Raw genomic sequence first — 23,388 nt, forward strand, 5'->3', positions numbered from 1 at the left:
TCGAAAAACCGCCCTAGCGGTGTGTTCAGTGCGGCGGCAGTGACTGCCGTCACGTGTTTTTTATGTCTGTTTGTGGATCGGCTTGACGCTGCTCATGTGCTTTGCCCCACCGCTGGCGATCAACTCGGCCAACGCGGAAACGTCAAGCAACGCACACATATGTTCAATCACGGTGCCCGCCAGCCATGGCCGTTGACCACGGTGGCTGCGCCATTTGATTTCGTTCGGGTCCAGGCGCAGCGAGCGGCTGACCTGATGCACCGCCAGCCCCCACTCGTAGCCCTGAACGGAAATGACGTATTGCAGGCCTTGGCGGAAGTCATCGCGATAACGGTCGGGCATGACCCATCGCGCAGTGTCCAGCACCTTCAAGTTGCCGGCCTGGCTCGGCAGGATACCGAGGAACCATTCGGGCTGACCGAACAACGGCGTCAACTCGTGACCGGCCAACGGATAAATCGACCCCAGGCACACCAGTGGCACCGCCAGGGTCAACCCGGCGACATCGAACAACAGGCATTCGAACGGTTCGGCGGCCCATGTCGGACGCCCGTCGGTTTCCACCGGAGGTGGCGTGTTCGAGGGTGGCAGATGAACTTCGACGACCGGCGGTATCAGCGCTTGATGTACTTCGACAGTCGACGGCACCACGGCGTGTTGCAGTTCAACGGCGGGTGGCACCAACGCTTGAAGCAAGGGCGCGATGGTCGATACCGGCGCCAGAATCGGTGCAGGCGCTTCCATCACGGCGACCGGTGTTTTCTCAACGACAGGCGCTACCACAGGCGCGGCGATGGCGGCAGGTTGCTGCGCATCCCGGGCCTGCTCTTCGAGCACTGCTGCCTGGAACTCGTCCAGCGCGGCTTCTACTTCAATGATTTCGACAACTTCGACGACTTCAGCAAGCACTTGAACTTCAACCGGCAGTTCATCGGTCGCTTCCTGTAGCAGGTTGTCCAGATACGACTGAAGCGCCAATTGCGGACGCGAGGTGATCTTCAGCGGCCGGTTCATGTGCGCACCTCTGTAGGAGCTGCCGAAGGCTGCGATCTTTTGATCTTGATCTTTTCAAGTTCGCCACAAAGCAAGATCAAAAGATCGCGGCCTGCGGCAGCTCCTACAGGGATTGGGCTCATTTCACGCCACCTGCGGAACAAGTTGTGCCGCCAAAAGATGCTTGAGCAACGCGCGGTACGCAAGAACGCCACGGCTCTTGCCGTCGAATTGCGAAGGCGTCAGCCCTGCCCGGCTGGCATCGCGCAGACGCGTGTCCACCGGAATGTAGCCTTGCCAGATTTCTTCCGGAAATTTGTCGCGCAAGACGCGCAACGTGCCGAGGGATGCTTGCGTACGGCGGTCGAACAGGGTCGGCACGATGGTGAATGGCAAGGCCTGCTTGCGTGAGCGGTTGATCATCGCCAGGGTGTTGACCATGCGCTCCAGGCCTTTGACCGCCAGGTGTTCAGTCTGCACCGGGATCACCAGTTGTTGGCTCGCCGCCAAGGCATTGACCATCAGCACGCCGAGCAACGGCGGGCTGTCGATCACCGCGTAATCGAAGTCCTGCCACAGTTGCGCGAGGCTCTTGGCGATCACCAGGCCCAAACCACTCTGGCCCGGCGACTGGCGCTCAAGGGTCGCCAGCGCGGTACTCGACGGCAACAAGGAAATATGTTCGTGGCTGGTGGACAGCAGCAACTGACCGGGCAAGCCCTGAGGCACGCTGCCCTTGTGCAGGAACAGGTCGTAGTTGCTGTGTTCCAGGGTGTCCGGGTCGTAACCGAAATAGCTGGTCATGGAGCCGTGAGGGTCGAGATCGACCACGACCACGCGCTTGCCCGCCTCGGCCAGCAACCCGGCTAAAGCGATAGAGGAAGTGGTTTTACCGACACCACCCTTTTGATTGGCGACTGCCCAGACTCTCATTCGGATTGTTCCTCCCGACCGAATGGATCGGCCGAGAAATAGCTCAACGTGTTAATGCGGGTGACGGAGAATTGACGGCGCTCTCTCGTCCCGGCGACTTGACCGGGGTCGGTGCAGTTTGTGTGCCAGCACGCTTCAACGCGGCATCCGGTTTTGCATTGGCGGTGCCGGTTCCGGTAAGGCTGCGACGTACATCGAGATTGCGCGACACCACCAGCACCACGCGACGGTTACGCGCCCGGCCCTCGGCCGTGGCATTGTTGGCCACCGGCTGGAATTCGCCATAGCCCACCGACGCCAGACGACCGGGGTTCACACCCTGCATCGCCAGCATGCGCACGATGCTCGCCGAACGAGCCGAGGACAGCTCCCAATTGGTCGGATACTGCGAGGTGCGAATCGGCTGATCGTCGGTAAAACCTTCAACGTGAATCGGGTTGTCGAACGGCTTCAGAATCGTCGCGACCTTGTCGATGATGTTGAATGCGATGTCACTGGGCATAGCGTCGCCGCTGCCAAACAGCAGGCTGGAATTGAGTTCGATCTCGACCCACAACTCGTTGCCGCGCACGGTCATCTGATTGGAGCTGATCAGGTCGCCGAATGCCGCACTGATGTCATCGGCGATGCTTTTCAGCGGATCGCTCGTACCGGCAACACCGGCATCGACCTGGTCGCTGTCCTTGACCAGTGGCTTGGCCGGGGTCACGGTCTTCGGTCGCTCGTCGCCGATCGGAATCGGTTTCAGGGCACGATCGGTGTCGGTGAAAACCCCGATCAATGCCTCGGAAATGATCTTGTACTTGCCTTCGTTGATCGACGAGATCGAGTACATCACCACGAAAAAGGCGAACAGCAAGGTGATGAAGTCGGCATAGGAAACGAGCCAACGTTCATGGTTTACATGTTCTTCATGCTGCCGACGACGAGCCATGAGGTTATTCCCTTAATCCATGAAGCCCTGAAGCTTCAACTCAATGGAGCGAGGGTTTTCACCTTCGGCGATCGACAGAATGCCTTCCAACAACATTTCGCGATAACGCGACTGGCGCAATGCGACGGATTTGAGTTTGGCCGCAATCGGCAGCAGCACCAGGTTGGCACTGGCCACACCGTAGATGGTTGCAACGAACGCCACGGCGATGCCGCTACCCAGTTGAGATGGATCGCCCAGGTTGCCCATGACGTGAATCAGGCCCATCACCGCACCGATGATGCCGATGGTCGGCGCGTAACCACCCATGCTTTCGAAGACTTTGGCAGCTTCAATGTCGCGGCTTTCCTGCGTGTAAAAATCCACTTCCAGAATGCTGCGAATGGCTTCGGGTTCAGCACCGTCCACCAACAGTTGCAGGCCCTTGCGCGAGTAGCTGTCGGGCTCGGTGTCGGCCACCCCTTCCAGACCGAGCAAACCTTCCTTGCGTGCGGTCAGGCTCCAGTTCACGACGCGATCGATGCCGCCGGCCAGGTCGATGCGTGGCGGGAACAGGATCCACGCCAGAATCTGCATCGCGCGCTTGAACGCGCTCATCGGCGATTGCAGCAACGCCGCGCCGATGGTCCCGCCGAGCACGATCAATGCCGCCGGGCCGTTGGCCAGGGCACCGAGGTGACCACCTTCGAGGAAGTTGCCGCCGATGATGGCGACGAACGCCATGATGATCCCGATAAGGCTTAGAACGTCCATCAGATACACGCCTCGACCAGGTGCCGGCCAATATCGTCAAGCCCGTAGACCGCATCGGCGAGTTCGGCTTTGACGATGGCCATCGGCATGCCGTAGATCACGCAGCTCGCTTCATCCTGAGCCCAGATCGAACTGCCGCCCTGTTTGAGCAGGCGCGCGCCTTCGCGACCGTCCGCGCCCATGCCGGTCAATACAACCGCCAGAACTTTGTCACCGTAAGTCTTGGCCGCCGAACCGAACGTAATGTCCACGCACGGCTTGTAGTTCAAACGTTCGTCGCCCGGCAGGATTTTCACCGCGCCACGGCCGTCGATCATCATTTGCTTGCCACCCGGTGCCAGCAACGCCAGGCCTGGACGCAGGATGTCGCCATCCTCGGCTTCCTTGACGCTGATGCGGCAGAGTTTGTCCAGACGTTCGGCGAATGCCTTGGTAAAGGCTGCCGGCATGTGCTGAACCAGCACGATCGGCGCCGGGAAGTTGGCCGGCAACTGGGTCAGGACCCGCTGCAGGGCAACCGGGCCGCCAGTGGACGTGCCGATGGCCACCAATTTGTAGGCTTTGCGTTTCGGTGCCGGCGACGACGGTGCCGCCGCATGCGTACGCGTCGGCAGCGGAGCGGGTGCCGGACGCACAGGCGCGTTGCTTCCGTAACTGCCGAGGCTCGAAGGCGCTGGCGTCGGGGCAGGTGCAGCGACAGGGGTCGGGGCAGCATAGGTACTGACGCGACGATTACTGCGCGAGATGCTGAGAATCTTCTCGCACAGCAGTTGCTTGACCTTCTCGGGGTTGCGCGAGATGTCTTCGAAATTCTTCGGCAGGAAGTCCACCGCGCCGGCGTCCAGCGCATCCAGGGTTACCCGGGCGCCTTCGTGGGTCAGCGAGGAAAACATCAAGACCGGGGTCGGGCAGCGCTGCATGATGTGCCGCACCGCTGTGATGCCGTCCATCATTGGCATCTCGTAGTCCATGGTGATCACGTCTGGCTTGAGCGCCAGCGCCTGATCAATCGCCTCTTTTCCGTTGGTCGCCGTACCGACGACCTGGATATTCGAATCCGCTGAAAGAATTTCCGAGACGCGGCGGCGGAAAAACCCCGAATCGTCCACCACCAGGACTTTGACTGCCATAAACACTCCGTTAGACGGAGCGAGGCTCAGTCGCCCCGCTCCACCAGAATCAAATACGCCGCGTGGCGTAACGCTTGAGCATGCTCGGAACATCGAGAATCAGCGCGATGCGGCCGTCACCGGTAATGGTGGCGCCCGACATGCCCGGGGTTCCCTGAAGCATTTTGCCCAATGGCTTGATGACCACCTCTTCCTGGCCCACCAGTTGATCGACGACGAAGCCGATCCGCTGAGTGCCCACCGAAAGGATCACCACATGGCCTTCGCGCTGCTCTTCGTGAGCGGCGGAGCTGACCAGCCAGCGCTTGAGGTAGAACAATGGCAGCGCCTTGTCCCGCACGATCACCACTTCCTGGCCGTCTACCACGTTGGTGGTCGACAGATCGAGGTGGAAGATCTCGTTGACGTTCACCAGCGGGAACGCGAATGCCTGGTTGCCGAGCATGACCATCAGTGTCGGCATGATCGCCAGGGTCAACGGCACCTTGATGACGATCTTCGAACCCTGGCCTTTGGCCGAGTAGATGTTGATCGAACCGTTGAGCTGGGAAATCTTGGTTTTCACCACGTCCATGCCCACGCCACGACCCGATACGTCGGAGATCTCGGTCTTGGTCGAGAAGCCCGGAGCGAAAATCAGGTTGTAGCACTCGGTATCGCTCAGGCGATCGGCCGCGTCCTTGTCCATCACACCGCGTTTTACCGCGATGGAACGCAGGACGTTCGGGTCCATGCCTTTGCCGTCATCGGAGATCGACAGCAGGATGTGGTCGCCTTCCTGTTCCGCAGCCAGGATCACCTTGCCGCCGCGGGCCTTGCCCGACGCTTCGCGTTCTTCCGGCGACTCGATGCCGTGGTCGACCGCGTTGCGCACCAAGTGGACCAGCGGGTCGGCCAGGGCCTCGACGAGGTTCTTGTCGAGGTCGGTTTCTTCGCCGACCAGTTCCAGGTTGATCTCTTTCTTGAGCTGGCGAGCCAGGTCGCGAACCAGACGCGGGAAGCGCCCGAAGACTTTCTTGATCGGTTGCATCCGGGTCTTCATGACCGCGGTTTGCAGGTCGGCCGTGACCACGTCGAGGTTCGACACGGCTTTGGACATCGCCTCATCGGCGCTGTTGGCACCCAGGCGCACCAGACGGTTACGTACCAGAACCAACTCGCCGACCATGTTCATGATTTCGTCGAGGCGCGCGGTATCGACCCGCACGGTGGTTTCGGCTTCGCTGGCCGGTTTTTCCGCTGGTGGCGCAGCCGGTGCACGGGCGGGTGCCGGTGCAGCTGCGGCAGCTGGGGCCGGTGTTTGGGCTTTTGGTTCGGGTGCCTTGGCCACCGGTTTCGGTGCCGCAGCCTTGGCGACAGGCGCTGCAACCGAAGCGCTGGCACCGGTAGCGACGCCGACTTCAGTGAACTTGCCTTTGCCGTGCAATTCGTCGAGCAGCGATTCGAACTCGTGATCGCTGATCAGATCGCCACCGACCGCAGCAGCGGTTGGCGCCGCAGGCGTCGGCACCGAAGCAATGGCCGATTCCAGCGCATCGACAGCAAAGTTGCCCTTGCCGTGCAGCTGATCGAGCAAGGCTTCGAATTCGTCGTCGGTGATGTCGGAGCTGTCGCCTGCCGCTTTCGGGGCTGACGGCGCAGCGGGTGCAGCAGCTGCATCGACGGCGAACTGGCCTTTACCGTGCAATTGATCGAGCAACGACTCGAACTCGGCATCGGTGATTTCGTCACTGGCCGCGACATCGCTGGCCGGTGCCGGAGCAGCTGATGGCGCTTCGGCCTGAGCCTTCACGGCGTTCAGTGAGTCCAGCAGTTGTTCGAATTCGTTGTCGGTGATGTCGCCCGATTCGCTTTGCGTAACAGGCTCTTCGACGGCTTCAGCCACAGGCGCAGGAGCGGCCTCGTCAGCCGTTTGCGGCTCCGCCAGACGGGCCAGGGCAGCAAGTAATTCGGGTGTGGCAGCCGTGATTGGGCTGCGCTCGCGGACTTCGCTGAACATGCTGTTCACCGCGTCCAGTGCTTCGAGAACCACGTCCATCAGTTCCGAGTCAACGCGACGTTCGCCCTTGCGCAGGATGTCGAACACGTTCTCGGCGATGTGACAGCACTCCACCAGCTCGTTGAGCTGGAGGAAGCCGGCGCCCCCTTTTACAGTGTGAAAACCGCGAAAAATTGCATTGAGCAAATCCGCATCATCCGGTCGGCTTTCCAGCTCGACCAGTTGCTCGGACAGTTGCTCTAGAATCTCGCCGGCCTCAACCAGGAAATCCTGAAGGATCTCTTCATCGGCGCCGAAGCTCATTAATGGTGTGCTCCTACAGGTCTAAAAACCCAAAAAACCTAAAATTCAAAAACTCTAAAATCCCAGGCTGGATAACAAATCGTCCACATCGTCCTGACCGGACACAACGTCTTCTCTTTTATCGGCATGAATCTGCGGACCTTCACCCTGAGAGAGATGTTTTTGTGGATCTTTTTCTGCAAGCATCGCTTCACGGTCATGTTCGATGCCCGCAAAGCGGTCCACCTGACTGGCCATCAGCACAAGCTTGAGCAGGTTGCTTTCAACTTCGGTGACCAGTTGGGTCACGCGCTTGATCACTTGACCTGTGAGGTCCTGATAATCCTGGGCGAGCAGGATGTCGTTGAGGTTGCTCGACACGGCGCGCCCGTCTTCAGCACTGCGTGACAAGAACCCGTCGACTCGCCGCGCCAGCTCGCGGAACTCTTCAGCCCCGACTTCGCGGCGCATGAAACGTCCCCAGTCCGTGCTCAAGGCCTGGGCTTCATCGCTCAGGCGGTTGACCAGCGGCGTGGCGTTTTCCACCAGGTCCATGGTGCGGTTGGCCGCGGCCTCGGTCAGCTTGACCACATACCCCAGACGCTCGGTGGCATCGGTGATCTGTGACACTTCCTCGGCTTGCGGCATGTGCGGGTCAATCTGGAAATTGACGATCGCGCTGTGCAACTCGCGGGTGAGCTTGCCCACTTCCTGATACAGGCCGCGATCACGGGTCTGATTGAGCTCATGGATCAATTGCACAGCATCGCCAAACCTGCCTTTTTCAAGGCTTGCGACCAGTTCGACGGCGTGTTTCTTCAGGGTCGATTCAAAATCGCCCTGTGATGATTCGTTATGCCCCATAGCTCCCCCGTGGCGCAGTTCAACCGATGCGTTCGAAAATCTTCTCGATTTTTTCTTTCAACGCCTGGGCCGTGAAGGGTTTGACCACATAGCCGTTAACACCGGCCTGGGCCGCTTCGATGATCTGCTCGCGCTTGGCTTCAGCGGTCACCATCAGCACCGGCAGGTGCTTGAGTTTTTCATCGGCACGCACGTGGCGCAGCAGATCGATACCGGTCATGCCAGGCATGTTCCAGTCCGTTACCAGAAAGTCGATGCTCCCGCTGTTGAGAACCGGAATGGCTGTAGTGCCATCGTCGGCCTCGACCGTGTTGGTGAACCCAAGGTCACGCAACAGGTTTTTTATGATCCGCCGCATCGTTGAGAAGTCATCAACGATGAGGATTTTCATGTTCTTGTCCAATTCGACCTCCAAGCAGACTAAAACGCGCCCAGCACCTGGACGCGCCATTTCAATCAATCTGGCAAAGCACTCAATGACTGTCTGGAGTACAACGGATCGAAACCGGCGCGGTTCAACACCCCACCAGCCACGTCGCAGTGCCCCCACACTGCCTTCAACGCGCTCGCCACTCTCCCAAACGCCCCCGCAAACGGGCCGCGCACTGGCTGTGTAACTGGCTGACCCGAGATTCGCTAACCCCCAGGACCTCACCGATTTCCTTGAGATTCAACTCTTCGTCGTAGTACAGCGCCAACACCAGTCGCTCGCGCTCCGGCAAATTGGCAATCGCGTCCGCCAGCGCCGCCTGGAAGCGTTCATCTTCCAGATCGCGTGACGGCTCGAGATGAGCACTCGCGCCATCCTCGTGCAGCCCTTCATGTTCGCCGTCCTGCAACAGATCGTCGAAACTGAATAACCGGCTGCCCAGGGTGTCGTTCAAAATCCCGTAGTAATCGTCGAGACTCAATTGGAGTTCGGCCGCAACCTCGTGATCTTTAGCGTCACGGCCGGTTTTAGCTTCAATCGAGCGAATTGCGTCGCTGACCATCCGCGTATTGCGGTGGACCGAACGTGGTGCCCAGTCGCCCTTGCGGACTTCATCGAGCATGGCGCCACGGATACGGATGCCCGCGTACGTCTCGAAACTGGCGCCTTTGCTGGCGTCGTATTTGGTCGATACTTCCAGCAGGCCGATCATCCCGGCCTGGATCAGGTCTTCGACCTGGACACTGGCCGGCAGACGCGCCAGCAAGTGGTAGGCAATGCGCTTGACCAGTGGCGCGTAACGCTCGATCAACTCGTACTGCGCGTCACGTGCCGACTTCTTGTAAAGGTTGTAACCGCTTGCGCTCATAGCACAGGCCCTGCGGTTTGTTGCACGAGGCGCTCGACGAAAAACTCCAGGTGCCCACGCGGGTTGGCCGGCAACGGCCAGGTATCGACCTTTTGCGCGATGGCCTTGAACGCCAGCGAGCACTTGGAACGCGGGAACGCTTCGTAAACGGCACGCTGCTTCTGCACAGCCTTGCGCACGCTTTCGTCGTAAGGCACGGCGCCAACGTATTGCAAGGCGACATCGAGGAAGCGATCCGTAACCTTGGTCAGTTTGGCGAACAGGTTGCGGCCTTCTTGCGGGCTCTGCGCCATGTTGGCCAGGACGCGAAAACGGTTCATGCCGTAATCGCGGTTCAGCAGTTTGATCAATGCGTAGGCGTCGGTAATTGACGTCGGTTCATCGCAGACCACCAGCAACACTTCCTGGGCGGCGCGGACAAAACTGACTACCGAGTCACCGATACCCGCAGCGGTGTCGATCACCAGTACGTCGAGGTTGTCGCCGATGTCACTGAAGGCCTGGATCAAGCCGGCGTGTTGCGCCGGGCTCAAGTGAACCATGCTCTGGGTGCCGGATGCGGCCGGAACGATGCGGATGCCGCCAGGGCCTTGCAACAGCACGTCGCGCAACTCGCAGCGGCCTTCGATCACATCGGCCAGGGTACGTTTGGGTGTCAGACCCAGCAGAACGTCGACGTTCGCCAGTCCCAGATCGGCGTCAAGCAGCATGACGCGCCGGCCGAGCTCAGCCAAAGCCAGGGACAAGTTCACTGACACGTTAGTTTTCCCGACGCCACCTTTGCCGCCGGTCACCGCGATCACCTGTACGGGATGCATGCTGCCCATGTTATTTCTTTACCTTGTCTTGCATAGACGGAGGCCACATTACTGGCTGCGCGTTCACTAACGGAACAATGCATGGCAGACCATCGATGTAGGTACAAAAACTATTCATTGTTACCTCAGCCAACCTGCTTGGTCGGGCTGTGGTAGATGTCAGCGAACATGTCAGCCATGGCTTCTTCGCTGGGTTCTTCCTGCATTTGCACGCTAACGGCGCGACTGACCAATTGGTGACGACGCGGCAGATGCAAATCATCCGGAATCCGCGGGCCGTCGGTCAGATACGCCACCGGCAATTCATGACTGATCGCCAGGCTCAACACCTCGCCCAGACTTGCCGATTCATCCAGTTTAGTCAGGATGCAGCCAGCGAGCCCGCAGCGCTTGTAACTGTGATAAGCGGCCGTTAGAACCTGTTTCTGGCTGGTGGTTGCCAGGACCAGGTAATTTTTTGATTTGATGCCGCGACCGGCCAGGCTTTCAAGCTGCATGCGCAGCGCTGGATCGCTGGCCTGCAGGCCTGCGGTATCGATCAACACCACGCGTTTGCGCAGCAATGGATCCAGTGCCTGCACCAGCGATTGCCCCGGATCGACGTGGGTCACCGACACGTTGAGAATCCGACCGAGGGTCTTGAGTTGTTCCTGAGCCCCGATTCGAAAGCTGTCCATGCTCACCAACGCAATGTTCTGCGCGCCGTACTTGAGCACATAACGGGCAGCCAGTTTGGCCAGGGTGGTGGTCTTGCCCATGCCTGCAGGGCCGACCATGGCAATCACCCCGCCCTCTTCGAGCGGTTCAATTTCCGGTGTCGAGATCATCCGCGCCAGGTGCGCCAGCAACATGCGCCAGGCCTGACGAGGCTCTTCAATATCGGTAATCATTGCCAGCAGGTCGCGGGACAACGGGCCGGACAAGCCGATACGTTGCAGGCGCCGCCACAGGTTGGCCTGGGCCGGGCGGCTGCCTTGCAGCTGATTCCAGGCCAGGGAGCCGAGTTGTACTTCCATCAGCTCGCGCAGGCTGTTGAGCTCGAAACGCATCGAATCGAAAGCACGCGGATCAACGCCGCCAGAGGCGGGCGAAGGAGCCGGCGCGGCGCGGCGAGGCTCGGCATACGTCGGCTCGATCAGCGGCTCGGCGGCGGTCAGTGGCAGGCCGGCGAACAACTGGCGATTGGTCGACTTGTCGCCGTCGGTCTCGCCTTCGCCACGCAGGCTCAGTTCCGCCTGGGCGGTGACGATCCGCGACTGAGTCTTGCGCAGCTCGTCTTCAAGTTCCATGTTCGGAACCCGAGGGGCCAGCGCCGACAGCTTGTAATCCAGGGCAGCCGTCAGCTCGACACCACCGGCGATCCGGCGGTTGCCAATGATGGCGGCATCAGCGCCCAGCTCATCACGAACCAGTTTCATGGCCTGACGCATATCGGCGGCGAAAAAACGCTTAACTTGCATAAACCACTACCTCAGCCGTTGGGCCCTACTGTCGCAACGATGGTCACTTGCTTGTTGTCAGGGATTTCCTGGTAAGCCAACACATGCAAACCCGGGACTGCCAGTCGGCCAAATCGCGAAAGCATCGCGCGAACCGGACCGGCCACCAGCAGAATCACCGGTTGACCTTGCATCTCTTGACGCTGCGCCGCATCAATCAACGAGCGCTGCAGCTTCTCAGCCATGCTTGGCTCCAGCAGAACGCCCTCTTCCGAGCCTTGTCCTGCCTTCTGCAGACTATTGAGCAATATTTGTTCCAACCTTGGCTCCAGAGTGATAACTGGTAGCTCCGACTCAGTGCCTACAATGCTTTGCACGATTGCGCGGGATACGCCGACGCGCACAGCGGCCACCAAGGCGGCAGTATCTTGACTCTTGGCGGCATTGTTCGCGATGGCTTCGGCAATGCTGCGGATATCGCGCACCGGCACTTGCTCGGCCAACAGCGCCTGCAATACCTTGAGCAATTGCGACAGCGAAACCACGCCCGGCACCAGCTCTTCTGCCAGTTTTGGCGAGCTTTTGGCCAGCAACTGCATGAGCTGCTGCACTTCTTCGTGACCGATCAGCTCGCTCGAATGCTTATACAAAATCTGGTTCAAGTGCGTTGCCACTACTGTACTGGCATCGACCACAGTGTAACCAAGGGATTGCGCCTGGGCACGCTGGCTGATTTCAATCCAGACCGCCTCCAGGCCGAAAGCCGGATCTTTGGCGGTGATGCCGTTGAGCGAGCCGTAGACCTGCCCCGGGTTGATCGCCAGTTCGCGCTCCGGGTAAATCTCGGCTTCGGCCAGAATCACCCCCATCAGGGTCAAACGATAAGCACTTGGCGCCAAATCGAGGTTGTCACGAATGTGCACGGTCGGCATCAGGAAGCCGAGGTCCTGGGAGAGCTTCTTGCGCACACCCTTGATTCGAGCAAGCAGCTGACCACCCTGATTGCGGTCCACCAGCGGAATCAGGCGATAGCCCACTTCCAGGCCGATCATGTCGATGGGCGTCACGTCGTCCCAGCCAAGCTCCTTGGTTTCCTGCGCGCGGGCCGGCGAAGGCAGCAACTCTTGCTGCCGCTTGACCTCTTGCAGCGCGTGCACCTTGGCCACGCTCTGCTTCTTCCAGAACAGATAGGCACCGCCAGCCGCCAGGGCCGCCATGCTCAGAAAAGAGAAATGCGGCATGCGGGGCACCAGGCCCATGACCGCCATCAAGCCCGCAGCCACCGCCAACGCTTTGGGCGAGGCGAACATCTGGCGACTGATCTGTTTGCCCATGTCTTCCGAACCGGAAGCACGGGTCACCATGATCGCGGCCGCGGTGGACAGCAGCAGTGATGGCAATTGCGCCACCAAACCGTCACCAATGGTCAACAGCGCGTAAACCTTGCCGGCGTCGCCGAAGGTCATGCCGTGCTGGAAGATACCGACCGCCATGCCGCCGATCAGGTTGATAAACAAAATCAGCAGACCGGCGATGGCGTCACCGCGAACGAATTTGCTGGCACCGTCCATGGAGCCGTAGAACTCGGCCTCCTGCGCAACCTCCAGCCGGCGCAGCTTGGCCTGGTTCTGGTCGATCAGGCCGGCGTTGAGGTCGGCGTCGATGGCCATTTGTTTGCCAGGCATCGCATCGAGGGTGAAACGCGCACTCACCTCGGAAATCCGCCCGGCACCCTTGGTCACCACGACGAAGTTGATGATCATCAAAATCGCGAAAACCACGATACCGACCACGTAGTTACCGCCGATCACCACCTCACCGAAGGCCTGGATCACCTTGCCTGCGGCGGCGTGGCCGTCCTGACCGTGGAGCATAACCACTCGCGTGGAGGCCACGTTCAAGGCCAGTCGCAGCAACGTCGCCACCAGCAGAATGGTCGGGAATACCGCGAAATCCAGCGGCCGCAAGGCGTACACGCACACCAGCAACACGACAATCGACAGGGCGATGTTGAAGGTAAAAAACACGTCGAGCAGGAACGGCGGCACCGGCAACATCATCATCGCCAGCATGACCAGCAGCAACAGCGGCACGCCCAGATTGCCTCGACTGAGGTCTGCGATGTTGCTGCGGGCACTGTTGATTAACTGAGAGCGATCCACCGGTTTTCCCCGTTCCTTTAAAGCAAACTTTTGACGCCTGAAGCGGGCGCAGGGCGGCTACTGCAAGAAGCTTTCCAACTTTTGCCGAGGTAGGAAATAGACGGTTTTCAGAGGCCAAATCAAAAGATCGCAGCCTTCGGCAGCTCCTACAGGGAAACGCATTCCCAGGTAGGAGCTGCCGAAGGCTGCGATCTTTTGATTTTCAGATCAGGAATCGCGCCGCAGATCTGGCGGAATCGGCAAGTCATCCTTGAGCGGATCCGGGCGTTTGCCCTTGCCGGCGCGATATTGCCGGATCTGGTAGACGTAGGCCAATACCTGCGCCACCGCCAGATACAACCCACCCGGAATTTCCTGCTCAAGCTCGGTGGAATAGTAGATCGACCGCGCCAGCCCCGGAGATTCCAGCAGCAGAATCTCGTTGGCCGTGGCGATTTCGCGAATTTTCAGGGCCAGGAAGTCAGTGCCCTTGGCCAGCAGTACCGGCGCACTGCCTTTTTCCGGATCGTATTTGAGGGCCACGGCGTAGTGCGTCGGGTTGGTGATGACCACGTCGGCTTCGGGAATCGCCGCCATCATCCTCCGCTGGGACATTTCACGCTGCAACTGGCGAATCCGCTGTTTGACCTCTGGCCGTCCTTCCTGGTCTTTATGCTCGTCGCGCACTTCCTGCTTGGTCATCAGCATTTTCTTGTGGCTTTCCCACAGCTGCACCGGGACGTCCACCGCGGCGATGATGATCAGCCCGCACGCCATCCACAACGTGCTCCAGCCGACCACTTGCAGGCTGTGAATGATCGCCCGATCCAACGGCTCATGGGCGATACGCAGCAGGTCATCAATGTCCGAGGACAACACTGCCAGCGCCACGAACAGAATAATGATGAACTTGGCCAGAGCCTTGAGCAGCTCCACCAGCGCCTTGGTGGAAAACATGCGCTTGATGCCCGGAGCAGGATTCATGCGGCTGAATTTGGGCGCCATGGACCCGGCAGCAAACAGCCAGCCACCCAGTGAAATCGGGCCGATAATGGCGGCCAGCACCATTGCGACCATGAAGGGCTGGATCGACCACAGCGCTATTAGCCCTGAGTGCATCAGATAGGTGGCCATGGAGCGTTGATCCAGGATCACTTCCCGAGGCAACGAGAAGTTCAGGCGCATCAACTCCATCATGTCCCGGGCCATTGCTCCACCAAAGCTCAGTAGCGCGACGGAACCGACGAGCATGATTGCCAGGGTATTGAGTTCCTTGGAGCGGGTAATTTCACCCTTTTCACGGGCGTCACTTTTCTTCTTTGCCGTGGGGTCTTCTGTTTTGTCCTGACCGCTTTCACTCTCAGCCATGACTCAACGCGCCTGTACCAGTTCGCGTAAAAACTGCAGGGCCTCGGTGGCCAGCGGTTGATACTGATTGAGAATGTCCGCCAGCCCGACCCAGACGGTAAACAGCCCGAGCACGAGGATCAGCGGGAAACCGACAGAGAAGATGTTGAGCTGCGGTGCCGCCCGAGTCATTACGCCAAAGGCGATGTTAATCACCAGCAACGCCGTGATCGCCGGCAACACCAGCAATAACGCCGCGCCAAGCACCCAGCCCAGCTTGCCGGCCAGCTCCCAGAAATGATTGACCATGAACCCGCTACCCACCGGCAGCGTGGTGAAACTTTCGGTGAGCACTTCGAACACCACCAGATGGCCATTCATCGACAGGAACAACAGCGTCACCAACATGGTGAAAAACTGCCCGATCACGGCAACCGACACGCCGTTGGTGGGGTCGACCATGGAGGCGAAGCCCATGCCCATCTGAATGGCTACGATCTGCCCCGCTACGACGAACGCCTGGAAGAACAACTGCAACGAGAAGCCCATCACCGCGCCGACGAGGATCTGCTCGGCAATCAGCAGCAACCCGCTCAAATCCAGCGGGTTTACCGGCGGCATGGGCGGCAGGCCAGGGGCAATGACCACGGTAATCGCCAGAGCGAAATACAGCCGTATACGCTTGGGCACGAGGGTCGTGCCGAACACCGGCATGACCATCAACAGGGAGCCCACGCGAAACAGGGGCAACATGAATGTCGCCACCCAGGTGCTGATCTGCGTGTCGGTCAGCGCAAGCAGAGACATGGTTTAGCCGATGACCTGCGGAATGCTGCCGTACAACTGCAGGATGTAGTCCATGAAGGTCTGCACCAGCCATGGCCCGCCGACGATCAGCGTAACCAGCATCACCAACAGACGCGGCAAAAAGCTCAGGGTCTGTTCGTTGATCTGGGTGGCGGCCTGGAACATCGCTACCAGCAGGCCCACCAGCAGGCTCGGAATCACCAGCACGGAGACCATCATCGTGGTCAGCCATAGCGCTTCACGGAAGATGTCGACCGCTACTTCAGGCGTCATGGCGATACACCGCCGAAGCTGCTGGCCAGAGTGCCGATAATCAACGCCCAACCATCCACCAGCACGAACAGCATGATCTTGAATGGCAAGGAAATGATCAGAGGCGACAGCATCATCATCCCCATGGCCATCAGCACACTGGCCACGACCAGGTCGATGATCAGGAATGGAATGAAGATCATGAAACCGATCTGGAATGCGGTTTTAAGCTCCGAGGTCACGAACGCCGGCACCAGAATGGTTAAAGGCGCCTGATCCGGCGTGGCAATGTCGGTGCGCTTGGACAGGCGCATGAACAGCTCCAGATCACTGGTACGCGTCTGGGCGAGCATGAAGTCCTTGATCGGCACCTGCGCCTTGGCCACCGCATCCTGTGCGGTCAGCTTTTCCGCCAGATAGGGTTGCAAGGCATCCTGGTTAACCCGATCGAATACCGGTGCCATGATGAACAGGGTCAGAAACAGCGCCATACCCGTGAGAATCTGGTTCGACGGCGTCTGTTGCAGGCCCAGCGCCTGACGCAGGATCGAGAAGACGATGATGATCCGGGTAAAACTGGTCATCAGCATGACGAACGCCGGGATAAAACTCAGCGCAGTCATGATCAGCAGGATCTGCAGACTGACCGAGTATTCCTGGGCTCCCTGCGCATTGGTGCCCAAGGTGATCGCCGGGATCGACAACGGATCGGCGGCGAACGCCAGTGGCGCAGCCAGCATCAGGGCCAGCGTCAAGACGATGCGTAACGCACCCATTACTTCTTATCCTTCTGATCCTTGCCCATCAGCTCCATCAGGCGCCGGGCGAACTCGGGGGTCGCTTGCACAGCTGTGCTCGGCACTTGCACGGGCTCCTTGAGCACATGCAACGCCGTGATGCTGCCCGGGCTAAGACCGAGCAGAATCTGCTCGCTACCCACTTGCACAAGCATCAAGCGGTCACGTGGACCCAGCGCGCGGGAACCGATCAATTCGATCACTTGCCCCTTGCCGGCCGGCCCGGCCTGCTGGACCCGGCGCAACAGCCAGGCGAGGAAGAAAATCAGCCCCAGCACCAGCAGCAAGCCGAACACCAGTTGCGTCAATTGCCCGCCCACACCACTGCTGACCGCAGGCGCAGCGACGGCACCCGCAGCCGCCGCAACCGGCTCAGCGGCCAACACACTGAACGGCAACGCCAGCGCCAACCCAAGCAAAGAACCCGGAACCTTTTTCACTCAGCGCAGCTTCTTGATGCGTTCGCTTGGGCTGATCACGTCAGTCAGGCGGATGCCGAACTTCTCGTTGACCACTACCACTTCGCCGTGGGCGATGAGCGTGCCGTTGACCAGTACGTCCAGCGGCTCGCCGGCCAGGCGATCGAGCTCGATGACCGAACCCTGGTTGAGTTGCAGCAGGTTGCGGATGTTGATGTCGGTGCTGCCGACTTCCATGGAGATCGACACCGGGATATCGAGGATCACGTCCAGGTTCGGACCGTCAAGGCTCACCGGCTCGTTGTTTTTCGGCACGCTGCCGAACTCTTCCATTGGCATGCGGTTGGACGAAGAACTGGCTGAGTCGGCGGCCAGCAAGGCATCGATGTCGTCCTGCCCGGCGTCACCGGTTTCTTCCAGGGCCGCGGCCCATTCGTCAGCCAGCGCCTGGTCGTCCTGGGTATTCATGTCGTTAGCCATCATTTGTCCTCGGCGGGCAACTGTTCAATCAGAAGCAGTCAGTTAAATAGGGTTGGGGCACCGCTTAGCGGCGCTCGATCGGCTCGATCACCTGCAACGCGAGGTTGCCTTTGTGCGAACCCATCTTGACCTTGAAGGCCGGCACGCCGTTGGCGCGCATGATCATTTCTTCCGGCATGTCCACCGGGATCACATCCCCCGGCTGCATGTGCAGGATGTCGCGCAAGCGCAACTGGCGACGGGCAACCGTGGCACCGATTGGCACGTCCACATCGAGCACGTCCTGGCGCAGGGCGTTGACCCAGCGCTCGTCCTGATCGTCGAGGTCGGACTGGAAGCCGGCGTCGAGCATTTCGCGTACCGGCTCGATCATCGAGTACGGCATGGTCACGTGCAGGTCACCGCCACCGCCATCAAGTTCGATGTGGAACGTCGACACCACAATGGCTTCGCTCGGGCCGACAATGTTGGCCATGGCCGGGTTCACTTCCGAGTTGATGTACTCGAAGTTCACTTCCATGATCGCCTGCCAGGCTTCCTTCAGGTCGACGAAGGCCTGCTCCAGCACCATGCGCACCACACGCAGTTCGGTCGGGGTGAATTCACGCCCTTCGATCTTCGCGTGACGGCCATCGCCGCCGAAGAAGTTGTCCACCAGCTTGAACACCAGCTTTGCATCAAGGATGAACAGTGCTGTGCCGCGCAGCGGTTTGATCTTGACCAGGTTGAGGCTGGTCGGCACATACAGCGAGTGCACGTATTCGCCGAACTTCATCACCTGTACGCCACCGACCGCCACGTCTGCCGAGCGACGCAGCATGTTGAACATGCTGATGCGCGTGTAGCGGGCGAAACGCTCGTTGATCATCTCCAGGGTCGGCATGCGTCCACGGACGATGCGATCCTGGCTGGTCAGGTCGTAGCTTTTGACCGTGCCGGGTTCGGCAGCGGTATCGGTCTGTACCAGACCGTCGTCGACGCCATGCAACAGCGCATCGATCTCATCCTGGGACAGCAGGTCCTGCACGGCCATGTCGTGTTCCTACTGCAGTACGAAATTAGTGAAAAGCAACTGTTCGATCACCACTTTGCCGAGCTCTTTCTGCGCCACTTCCTGGACGCTGGCCGTGGCTTTCTGCCGCAACATTTCCTGGCCGACCGGCGACGCAAGCGTGGCGAAGTCCTGGCCGGAGAACAGCATGACCAGATTATTGCGAATGACCGGCATGTGAACCTTGAGCGCGTCCAGATCAGCCTGGTTACGACCGAGCATGGTGATGCTCACTTGCATGTAGCGCTGACGGCCGTTCTGGTTGTAGTTGGCTACAAACGCTGGCGCCATCGACTCGAAAATCGCCGGCTGCTTGCCGACCGGGGCGGTCTCGGCCGCAACAACCGGCTTGCTCTGGGCACTGTGCATGAAGTACCAGGTCGCCCCCACGGACAAACCGATTGCCAGCAGCGCAGCCAACACGATCACGATGATCAGCTTGAGTTTGCCTTTTGTTGCGGGGTCTTTTACTGATGCTGCTTCGCTCTTCGCCATGCCAATAATCCGTCACTATTCGAGTTTTCACAGTCGCACGGCAAGGCAAGAGCAAGTGTTATGCCATGTAGGAGCGAGCTTGCTCGCGAAAAACCGGAGAACGCTGCCGAGTACCAGGTTTGGCGCGTTATCGTTGGCGACCTTCGCGAGCAAGCTCGCTCCTACAAGGGGGGGCTGGATCAGGCGTAATAGTCGACGGCGCTGGAGCCAATCACGCTGGTAGCCGTTGCAGCTACTTCAGCAACGCTCGGGGCCACCTCGTCATTCATGGAATCAAGGCGACCGCCACTGGCATTGGTACGTCCGCCCTGCCCCTGCTGAGCCTGTTCCTGACCCTGCTGCGAGCCACGGGACTGGTCGGACACGTTGACATCAACCTGACCCATGCCCTGCTGCGCGAACATGTCGCGCAGGCGATGAACCTGCCCATCCAGCGCTTCACGAACAGCCGGGTGAGCACTCATGAACGTCACCTGGGTCTGCTGATCCGGCACCATGTTCACCCGAATATCGAGGCGCCCAAGTTCAGCCGGTTGCAACTGAATGTCGGCCGCCTTGAGATTGGCGCTGGACAGGTACATCACCCGATTCACCACTTCATCGGTCCAGCCACTCTGATGCATGGCGATTGGTTGATTAACCGGTAACGCATTCGCGGTTTTTGGTGTGGCCGCCTGCGTCAGTGCCGCCAGACGGCTGGCAAAATCGTCGACCCGGGTATCACTGCTGGCTGACTTGATGTCCTTGAGACCGTCGTCGATCAGACCACTGAACGCCTTGTCGCCATCCTTGCTGGTGCTGTCCTTGTCGGCCTGCACATCAAGCATGCTCGCCATGCCGGCGGCAAAGTTCTGCGCCGAGGTTGGCTCGCCATCAGTCTGATCCTGTGCGGAGGTCGGCGCGGCTTTTGGCTGTGCCTGGCTGGATGCGGAAACGTGCCCGCTCTGCTCCATGGCCATGCGTACAGCCGGCAGCGCGTCGAGCGGATCGGCTTCCGGATCAAAATCGGTATCGGTGCCGGAAGCCGCTGTGGTTGCCGCCGTAACCGCGGCAGCGACCGGCGCCTCAACCGATGGCTGCTCAGTTTCGGCCACCGGCGGCGTTACCGGAACTGGCGCAGTCACCACAGGCTGCACCACCTGCATCAACGCAGGATCGAGTGCCGGGTCAACAGGCACGGCATCGGCGACCGGAGGCTGCGCGGTATCCGACGCGTCGTCACTGGCAGCCTTGTCGTCGGTCTGCGCCGGTTTATCGGCGGGCAAGGTTTTGCCGCTATCGGCAACGACTGGTTCCGCGGCGGCAGATTTGTCGTCAGCCACCTCTTTTTTGTTGGTGCTGTCCGGGGTTTTATCACGTGCAGGCTTGACCACTCCGTCAGCAGCCGCACTGGGCTTGTTCTGGGCTTGCCTGGCGTAGACCTGAGCGAAGCTGGACGCCTTGTCCCCGGGCTCAGTAGCCGGCGCCGTGGAGTTGGCGGCAGCTTGAGTCTTGGCCTGCGCGGCGGCCTGAAGAAGTAAATTGGGGGTAACGGGCATGAAACGCTCTCCGCTGCACTGGGATCGTAGGTACAGTTGAGGGAGTTCACTGCAAGGGGCGCGCCAGTTTTTTCAGACCGGACTCAAAAACGCCGGGCGGTCGCCAGAGAACGCTCACGCTCTGTTTCATAGAGCGGCCGGACAAAGGCGAATTCTTCAGCAATTTTCCCGACGAGCACTTCAATGCCCTGAAGCTTTTTGTCGTTGGCTCGCTGTTCCAGTTCATGGCACAACTCGGCCAGGCGAACCGCGCCCATATTGCTGCTGCTGCCCTTGAAACTATGCGCAGCCTCAAGAATCTGTGCGGCGTCTGTTGCCCCGGTCAAGCGTTGCAACCGCTCTTCGGAATCGGCGAGGAAGGTATCCACCAATGTCGGATACTCGTCCTCCATGACCTCTTGCAACGCGCTCAGCACGTCAGGGTCCAAATGTATCTCAGCCACTTGCTCACTCCTTGATCAAGAATGCGTGGATTATGCCAGAGCCTCCCAGAAAAACTCCACGCAGGCACTTCGACCATCGTCGGACCAACTGGCATTACGCCCCAACTGACGGATCAGACTCACACCGCGTCCCGACAAACGGACAGGATCAACGGGACGTTCCATCACCCGCTCGACATCAAATCCCATGCCGCTGTCCTCGACGCGAATCGACAGACAGCCACCCTCGCCTTTCGGCGTGACCTGTAAATGCACCCGCACATAGCCGTCTTGCAGCTCGTCCAGGCGCGCATTGCGCTGTTGATAATAGCGAGTGAAACCCGAGGCATCGCGCTTGAGGCTTGAATCCAGACCGAGCACGCCATGCTCCAGCGCATTGGAGTACAGCTCGGCCAGCACACTGTATAGCGCCCCGCTCTGAGCCCGCAGCCCGTGAACTTCAAGCAGCAATTGCAACAGATACGGCAGCGGATTAAAGCGCTTGAGCGTAGCGGCGCGGAATTCGAAACTCACAGACCAGTCCAGCGGGCAGGACTGACCGCTGTCGGAATAGACCAGGGCTGGCGGACTCAGTTGCGCAGGCTCCAGCAGCGTGATTTCAACCATGCTGACGTCGTCACGCGCTTCACCGCGAAAATCGCGCAGTGCCTGCTCGATATCCTCGAACAACGCATCAGGCTCACGATTGGCCGCAAACACCTGCTGCAACCGCTGCACGCCAAACAACTGCTCGTTGGCATCGCAGGTATCAATGACCCCGTCGGACAGCAGAAAGACCCGATCACCGACGGCCATCGGAAACACTTCAGTGCGATCATCGAATGTTTGCGGGCTCAACACGCCAAGCGGCAAATGCCGGGCGGTCAGCGGCGTACGCTCACCACTGGCAATGCTGTGCAAGTAACCGTCCGGCATACCGCCGTTCCAGACCTCCACCGAGCGTCGCTGGAAACTCAGGCTAAGCAGCGTTGCACAGCAGAACATGTCCACCGGCAGGATGCGCTTGAGCTTGGCATTCATCTCGCGCAGGGTTTCTGCCAGACCATAGCCCTTGGCGGTCATGCCGTAAAAAACTTCGGCCAGGGGCATCGCGCCAACAGCGGCCGGCAGGCCGTGACCGGTGAAATCCCCGAGCAACACATGCATGTCACCGGCCGGGGTGAACGCGGCCAGCAATAAATCACCGTTGAACAGCGCGTAAGGCGATTGCAGGTAGCGAATATTGGGGGCATTCAGGCAGCCAGCGTGGGCCACCTTGTCGAACACCGCCTTCGCCACCCGCTGCTCATTGAGCAAATACTCGTGATGCCGGGCGATCTGGTCACGCTGCTGCAATACGGTCGCTTGCAACCGCCGCAAGCGGTCCATCGCCTTGATCTTGGCGGCAAGAATCACTTGGTTGTAGGGCTTCGCCAGAAAATCGTCGCCGCCAACTTCAAGGCATCGGGCCAGGGCTTCGCTTTCGGACAACGAGGTGAGGAAGATGATCGGCACCAGGGTTTCCCCAGCCAATTCCTTGATCTGCCGGGCCGCCTCGAAGCCGTCCATCACTGGCATCATCGCGTCCATCAACACTAACTGCGGCCGTTGCTGGCGAAACGCTTCGACCGCTTCAGCCCCATTGGCCGCCGTCAGCACTTCATGCCCCTGGCGACGGACAATACTCGACAACAGCATGCGATCGGCCGCGCTGTCTTCAGCGATCAGGATCGTCAGGGATTCGAGTGCAGGCTGCACGGCAATCAACTGATGTCGAACAGCTTGTCGAAGTTGGAGATGGCGAGGATTTTCCTCACGTCAGAGCTGCTGTTGACCACGCGGATATAGGCGTCTTCGCCGCCTGCGTGATCTCGCAACAGCAACAACATACCCAGAGCAGAGCTGTCGAGGTAGGTGGCTTCTCTGAGGTCGACCACGACCTCAGAGAGGTCCTTGTCTTCGTAAGATTCGCGAAATTCCTGATGCTTGGCGAAATCGAATCGTCCTTTGACCGATATCGTCAGCTTTTGCCCATCCGGGGAGACTTCTGTAATAACTGACATTTCATGGCTTCCTTGTCATAGGTGGACATGCTGGTACAAGGTTTAGCATTTGGTAGAGGTTGCGGCAAGATCAAAAGATCGCAGCCTGCGGCAGCGCCTGCAAGGGATCGCATTCTATGTAGGAGCTGCCGCA

The 23,388-nt window shown here is 59.6% G+C and carries 24 protein-coding genes; all 24 read right to left on the reverse strand.

What is annotated here, in order from left to right:
• Positions 1 to 60: 60 nt before the first annotated feature.
• The 24 genes from KUF73_RS12145 to KUF73_RS12260 all read right to left on the reverse strand — a co-directional run bounded on the left by KUF73_RS12145 (position 61) and on the right by KUF73_RS12260 (position 23,255).
• Positions 61 to 1,014, reverse strand: coding sequence for a CheW domain-containing protein (locus KUF73_RS12145; protein WP_218438286.1), 954 nt, complete (start codon positions 1,012 to 1,014; stop codon positions 61 to 63).
• 123 nt (positions 1,015 to 1,137) lie between these two features.
• Positions 1,138 to 1,926 (reverse strand): ParA family protein, encoded by a 789-nt coding sequence (locus KUF73_RS12150; RefSeq protein ID WP_218438287.1) that lies wholly within the window; start codon positions 1,924 to 1,926, stop codon positions 1,138 to 1,140.
• A gap of 43 nt (positions 1,927 to 1,969) precedes the next feature.
• On the reverse strand, positions 1,970 to 2,860 hold the full coding sequence (gene motD, locus KUF73_RS12155) for a flagellar motor protein MotD (RefSeq protein ID WP_218438288.1): 891 nt from the start codon (positions 2,858 to 2,860) through the stop codon (positions 1,970 to 1,972).
• A gap of 12 nt (positions 2,861 to 2,872) precedes the next feature.
• Complete coding sequence (locus KUF73_RS12160) at positions 2,873 to 3,613, reverse strand: flagellar motor protein (protein WP_218438289.1); 741 nt, start codon at positions 3,611 to 3,613, stop codon at positions 2,873 to 2,875.
• Positions 3,613 to 4,743 (reverse strand): chemotaxis response regulator protein-glutamate methylesterase, encoded by a 1,131-nt coding sequence (locus KUF73_RS12165; RefSeq protein ID WP_218438290.1) that lies wholly within the window; start codon positions 4,741 to 4,743, stop codon positions 3,613 to 3,615. The genes KUF73_RS12160 and KUF73_RS12165 overlap by 1 nt, the downstream gene beginning before the upstream one ends.
• Positions 4,744 to 4,792: 49 nt before the next feature.
• Positions 4,793 to 7,045: a chemotaxis protein CheA gene (locus tag KUF73_RS12170; protein WP_218438291.1), complete on the reverse strand. Its 2,253-nt coding sequence runs from the start codon at positions 7,043 to 7,045 to the stop codon at positions 4,793 to 4,795.
• 54 nt (positions 7,046 to 7,099) lie between these two features.
• Positions 7,100 to 7,888, reverse strand: a complete 789-nt coding sequence (locus KUF73_RS12175; RefSeq protein WP_218438292.1) for a protein phosphatase CheZ — start codon at positions 7,886 to 7,888, stop codon at positions 7,100 to 7,102.
• Between the two features lie 19 nt (positions 7,889 to 7,907).
• Entirely contained in the window at positions 7,908 to 8,279 is a 372-nt protein-coding gene (locus tag KUF73_RS12180) for a chemotaxis response regulator CheY (protein WP_003183998.1), read from the reverse strand.
• 166 nt (positions 8,280 to 8,445) lie between these two features.
• On the reverse strand, positions 8,446 to 9,186 hold the full coding sequence (gene fliA, locus KUF73_RS12185) for an RNA polymerase sigma factor FliA (protein WP_095059035.1): 741 nt from the start codon (positions 9,184 to 9,186) through the stop codon (positions 8,446 to 8,448).
• Positions 9,183 to 10,013: a flagellar synthesis regulator FleN gene (gene fleN / locus KUF73_RS12190; RefSeq protein WP_008001746.1), complete on the reverse strand. Its 831-nt coding sequence runs from the start codon at positions 10,011 to 10,013 to the stop codon at positions 9,183 to 9,185. Before fleN ends, fliA begins: the two co-directional genes overlap by 4 nt.
• A gap of 116 nt (positions 10,014 to 10,129) precedes the next feature.
• On the reverse strand, positions 10,130 to 11,464 hold the full coding sequence (flhF, locus tag KUF73_RS12195) for a flagellar biosynthesis protein FlhF (RefSeq protein ID WP_218438293.1): 1,335 nt from the start codon (positions 11,462 to 11,464) through the stop codon (positions 10,130 to 10,132).
• Between the two features lie 11 nt (positions 11,465 to 11,475).
• Positions 11,476 to 13,605: a flagellar biosynthesis protein FlhA gene (flhA, locus tag KUF73_RS12200; protein ID WP_218438294.1), complete on the reverse strand. Its 2,130-nt coding sequence runs from the start codon at positions 13,603 to 13,605 to the stop codon at positions 11,476 to 11,478.
• Positions 13,606 to 13,812: 207 nt separating this feature from the next.
• Positions 13,813 to 14,952, reverse strand: coding sequence for a flagellar biosynthesis protein FlhB (gene flhB / locus KUF73_RS12205; RefSeq protein ID WP_218438295.1), 1,140 nt, complete (start codon positions 14,950 to 14,952; stop codon positions 13,813 to 13,815).
• Positions 14,953 to 14,955: 3 nt separating this feature from the next.
• Positions 14,956 to 15,738, reverse strand: a complete 783-nt coding sequence (gene fliR / locus KUF73_RS12210; RefSeq protein WP_218438296.1) for a flagellar biosynthetic protein FliR — start codon at positions 15,736 to 15,738, stop codon at positions 14,956 to 14,958.
• A gap of 3 nt (positions 15,739 to 15,741) precedes the next feature.
• Positions 15,742 to 16,011, reverse strand: a complete 270-nt coding sequence (fliQ, locus tag KUF73_RS12215) for a flagellar biosynthesis protein FliQ (RefSeq protein ID WP_218438297.1) — start codon at positions 16,009 to 16,011, stop codon at positions 15,742 to 15,744.
• A complete protein-coding gene (gene fliP / locus KUF73_RS12220; RefSeq protein ID WP_090324267.1) occupies positions 16,008 to 16,766 on the reverse strand; it encodes a flagellar type III secretion system pore protein FliP in 759 nt (252 codons plus the stop codon). Before fliP ends, fliQ begins: the two co-directional genes overlap by 4 nt.
• Entirely contained in the window at positions 16,766 to 17,227 is a 462-nt protein-coding gene (fliO, locus tag KUF73_RS12225; protein WP_218438298.1) for a flagellar biosynthetic protein FliO, read from the reverse strand. The genes fliP and fliO overlap by 1 nt, the downstream gene beginning before the upstream one ends.
• Complete coding sequence (fliN, locus tag KUF73_RS12230; RefSeq protein WP_218438299.1) at positions 17,228 to 17,686, reverse strand: flagellar motor switch protein FliN; 459 nt, start codon at positions 17,684 to 17,686, stop codon at positions 17,228 to 17,230.
• A gap of 64 nt (positions 17,687 to 17,750) precedes the next feature.
• Positions 17,751 to 18,719, reverse strand: a complete 969-nt coding sequence (gene fliM, locus KUF73_RS12235) for a flagellar motor switch protein FliM (protein ID WP_218438300.1) — start codon at positions 18,717 to 18,719, stop codon at positions 17,751 to 17,753.
• A gap of 9 nt (positions 18,720 to 18,728) precedes the next feature.
• Complete coding sequence (gene fliL, locus KUF73_RS12240) at positions 18,729 to 19,232, reverse strand: flagellar basal body-associated protein FliL (RefSeq protein WP_218438301.1); 504 nt, start codon at positions 19,230 to 19,232, stop codon at positions 18,729 to 18,731.
• A 179-nt stretch (positions 19,233 to 19,411) separates the two neighbouring features.
• Positions 19,412 to 20,770: a flagellar hook-length control protein FliK gene (locus tag KUF73_RS12245; protein ID WP_218438302.1), complete on the reverse strand. Its 1,359-nt coding sequence runs from the start codon at positions 20,768 to 20,770 to the stop codon at positions 19,412 to 19,414.
• Positions 20,771 to 20,853: 83 nt separating this feature from the next.
• Positions 20,854 to 21,213: an Hpt domain-containing protein gene (locus tag KUF73_RS12250; protein WP_218438303.1), complete on the reverse strand. Its 360-nt coding sequence runs from the start codon at positions 21,211 to 21,213 to the stop codon at positions 20,854 to 20,856.
• Positions 21,214 to 21,243: 30 nt separating this feature from the next.
• Positions 21,244 to 22,950 carry a fused response regulator/phosphatase gene (locus KUF73_RS12255; RefSeq protein WP_218438304.1) on the reverse strand — a complete coding sequence of 569 codons (1,707 nt, stop codon included), beginning with the start codon at positions 22,948 to 22,950 and terminating at the stop codon, positions 21,244 to 21,246.
• Between the two features lie 5 nt (positions 22,951 to 22,955).
• Positions 22,956 to 23,255, reverse strand: coding sequence for an STAS domain-containing protein (locus KUF73_RS12260; RefSeq protein WP_218438305.1), 300 nt, complete (start codon positions 23,253 to 23,255; stop codon positions 22,956 to 22,958).
• Positions 23,256 to 23,388: the final 133 nt, after the last annotated feature.

The sequence above is a fragment of the Pseudomonas sp. PD9R genome, assembly GCF_019200975.1.
GTDB lineage: Bacteria > Pseudomonadota > Gammaproteobacteria > Pseudomonadales > Pseudomonadaceae > Aquipseudomonas.